The sequence below is a fragment of the bacterium genome (assembly GCA_041649255.1).
GTDB lineage: Bacteria > Hydrothermota > UBA3073 > JACQXS01 > JAQTXJ01 > JAQTXJ01.
The window spans coordinates 1-2,716 of sequence record JBAZNK010000048.1 but is presented as its reverse complement, the minus strand read 5'-3'; the positions used below and the strand labels follow the sequence as shown (position 1 = coordinate 2,716).

Here is a 2,716-nt window from a genome sequence, read left to right as displayed (position 1 = left end):
GATGCCAGGAATTATCCTGTTCGGCAAAATAGCTACCTGCCCAATACACCGCAAAGGTGTAAATACTGATCCACATGGTCAGGGTGAAATAGCGGCTGATTTCCTCCTTCGGTTCCAGCTTGTCCAGGTTACGATCGCGCGAAACCCATAAATAGCCCCATACACCGGTCACGAATACGGCAAGAATGCCTAATTCAACGTAAAACAGCTGCATCCAGTACTGTTCGAAAGCCGGTTCGGACGAGTCCAATCCCGACGCAACGGCAAAAGCGCCTTGATATAGGCGTAGCCCGACATAGATAACCGTCAGCATGGCAAAGCCTTTCAGGTACATCGGTAAATCCTTGATATACCAGGGTGCTGCGTTTTTATTTTCTACCACTAAAGGTAATTGTTCGGATGTTGTAGCCATGATGTAAGCCTCTTAACGGTTTAATTGAATTTTGGAATCACTGCGGCGGTGATGCTGGAGATATAACGCGCGGCTGTTACCGAATCGTACAAAAACAGCAGGCCGCCGATCCGGCTGTCGGCATCCCGAATCAGCCCGTTCAGTTTTTCGGATTCCCAAAACCCATCCCTGGCGGTAATCGTCATCGTGCGCTGTTCGCCGGGTTGTATCGGTGCGGTATTCTCCAGGCTCAAACCTTCAATCGCTGTCATGCTTGTCGAATCGCCTTGATACGCCGCTTGCAGATCCTTGTTCAAAAAATGCACATTAGCGGTAGAAAACTCGCCGATTTGAACAGGATTTTCGCTGCGATTATTGACCTTTACAGTGAACTCCATTGATCGTTCCGGTATCCGGTATTCGGCTTTCAAAGTCTCGACATCGACCACGCCGGCATTGACTTGGGCGGATAGCGGCAAAATCTGGTCCAGCGAAGCCTGCAACGGTATTGCCTTCGGATATTCGCTTATCGTCATTGCATTGACGGCCAACACCAACAAGGGCACGCCGACCAGCATCGCTTTTGCAATTAAACGGTCGTTCGGCGTGACCAGTTCATCTTCCAAACCACCGGCTTGCAGCATTCTATAGCGTGGAATAAACAACGGCCGTCGCAGCCACCAGAGCAGCCAGGCCGTTGCCAATAAGCCCCAGAACAGATGCCAGAATATACCGTTGCCCAGGCCATAGGTTTCCATATCGATCACCTCGCCGTTGATGGTTTTGACCTCGTTGGAAAAATCCGACGCATTTCCGGTAACTTCCAGCCATACGCCCGGCCCCATCACTTGTCCCGCATCTTTCAGATTAAAGAACGGATGGATGTGGTAACGGCCCGGCAATCGCCCTTTGAGTACAATCTTGAAGTTGTAATCGCCTCCGGGCTGCAAGGCCACCGAATTCATGAACGGTTTACCGTTCAGATAGCGTTCGGTCCTGATCAGCACCGGGCCGGGCGTCGATATATTCAAAAACGCCGCTTCAGGCTTGGGTACGCTGACCGGCCAATCCTCGGCGACATGGAATTTGCCGCTAACGCTGACTTCTTCGTTGACATTAAATTTTTGTTTGTCCCATTGCACGTCGTACCACTGTATCGTGCGCATTCTGATAAACGGCTCTAAAGCCTTTTCCCCATGCGCCATCACAGTTGCGATATTCAGCGTGTATAGCGAGAGGATAAACCCTAGAGACACCATGCACTTTATTAATAGCTGTTTCATAAACCGCCCTCCTGTTAGATTTTGTTAAGGTAACGAACGGTTGCGAACCACTTCCCGATAAACCACCATAAGGTGTACATCAGGATGCATAACAGCGCCGAACAAAATGCCGCTAACGGCGCTGCGTATTGACCGTAAGTGCGTAACGTACCCCGCTCGATGATGCGTAAATATTCCGGCATGCCGGTGCGTATGTATTCGAAACCGAACAAATCGGCGACCGTCAATTGGCCGTTACCGTATTCGACAGGCACATGAAACATGCCGAACAGGGGCCAGTTACTGGGGTAGAACAGCAACGCAAAAGACGCTCCACCTAAAACCGCAGTGACGGTCAGGCTGTTGCTCAGCATCAGGATGGCGTCCAGCACCAGCGCGCCGGGCAACATGGTGGCGGGCAAGACCATGTTAATGGGGAAGTAATTCCAATAGTGATAGGCGAATACACGGGTGATCCAGGTGCCTATTAATAACGCAGCCACGCACAAGGTAGCGCCCATCGGCAGGCGAAACTTCGTCCACATGACCGATTGCACCGCCGCCGGAAAAGTAATGCCCATCAGCGGCGTCACCAGCGGCCACCATTGCCTGTCCTTCCAGTCCACCCAGAAATCCCAGTCGCCGACAGCCAGCGCAAAATGAAGATGGAACGAACCGATAAACAGAAAAAGAGCCAATACCAGGATCAGGTAATCGTAAGCGCGGGTAATCCGCGCCTTTTCTCCTGTGTAAGGTCGAAAAGACCGGTTTGAAATATTTACTGACATAATTGCTTCTCCTACCCAATAGCGATAGATAAGGCTGATTCGCTTATCCGAAATAGTCAGCGTGTCATCAATTTTGTCGGCAGCTCATTGAGGGGGAACTGAGCCGACTCAAGCTAAACAACACGCTTGAGTGATACAGTAGGTTGAAAGAACGGCTTTGTTAAATGTTTATATTTCATCCCGTCATTGACACAATTCATGGTCGAGGCATGCTGTGTTTTTGTTATCCTGACCCGAACTCACATTGAAAAGTACCCCTATGTCTAATTTAAGAA

The 2,716-nt window shown here is 50.2% G+C and carries 3 protein-coding genes; all 3 read right to left on the bottom strand.

The window, feature by feature from the left end; translation table 11 throughout:
* Positions 1-412: methane monooxygenase/ammonia monooxygenase subunit C (locus WC614_14110; GenBank protein ID MFA5034138.1), on the bottom strand; the 412-nt coding region annotated here is incomplete at its 3' end.
* Between the two features lie 20 nt (positions 413-432).
* Positions 433-1,674 (bottom strand): bacterial ammonia monooxygenase, subunit AmoB, encoded by a 1,242-nt coding sequence (gene amoB / locus WC614_14105; protein ID MFA5034137.1) that lies wholly within the window; start codon positions 1,672-1,674, stop codon positions 433-435.
* A gap of 14 nt (positions 1,675-1,688) precedes the next feature.
* Complete coding sequence (gene amoA, locus WC614_14100; protein ID MFA5034136.1) at positions 1,689-2,441, bottom strand: bacterial ammonia monooxygenase, subunit AmoA; 753 nt, start codon at positions 2,439-2,441, stop codon at positions 1,689-1,691.
* Between the last annotated feature and the right edge of the window lie 275 nt (positions 2,442-2,716).